The organism is Oleiphilus sp. HI0043 (assembly GCF_001634935.1).
Window position 1 is genome coordinate 1 of sequence record NZ_LWEY01001014.1, and the last position, 558, is coordinate 558.

1 protein-coding gene is annotated in these 558 nt (G+C 47.8%); it reads right to left on the reverse strand.

Translation table 11 applies throughout. The features are described from left to right. Nucleotides 1–556: aminotransferase class I/II-fold pyridoxal phosphate-dependent enzyme (locus A3729_RS10845; RefSeq protein WP_231877419.1), on the reverse strand; the 556-nt coding region annotated here is incomplete at its 3' end. Between the last annotated feature and the right edge of the window lie 2 nt (nt 557–558).

Genomic DNA, 558 nt, shown 5'->3' on the forward strand with positions numbered 1-558 from the left:
CACCAAGCTTCAAAGGCTGCTGCAAGATAGGTGTACACATGCAGTTATCAACAACAAGCAAGCAGCCTTTCGAATGACGCCCTTGTCTCGCCAGTTCTGCCAGTCTTGCGATATCAACTACTTCACACAGTGGGTTCGACGGCGATTCAAGGAATAGAAACCTAGTATTGTCCTTGATGCTGGTCTGCCATTGCTCGTAATCAGTCAGATCAACAAAGCTAATCTCAACACCAAACTTCTTTACAAACTTTTCTAGCAGAACTGTCGTCGTGCCAAAAACACTGCGCGAACAAATGACATGATCACCCTGCTCTAACAGAGCGTAGCAAACAGACATAATAGCAGCCATACCCGATGCTGCAGCAACACCACGCTCGCCTCCTTCTAAGGCAGCTAAGCGCGCCTCAAACATCGCAACCGTTGGATTGGTGAAACGCGCATAGATGTTCCCAGGCACTTCGCCTGCAAATCGTGCAGCAGCTTCTTGCGCTGAATTAAACACAAAGCTTGAGGTCGGAAAAATCGCTTCGCTGTGTTCAAGCTCAGGACTTCTAATTT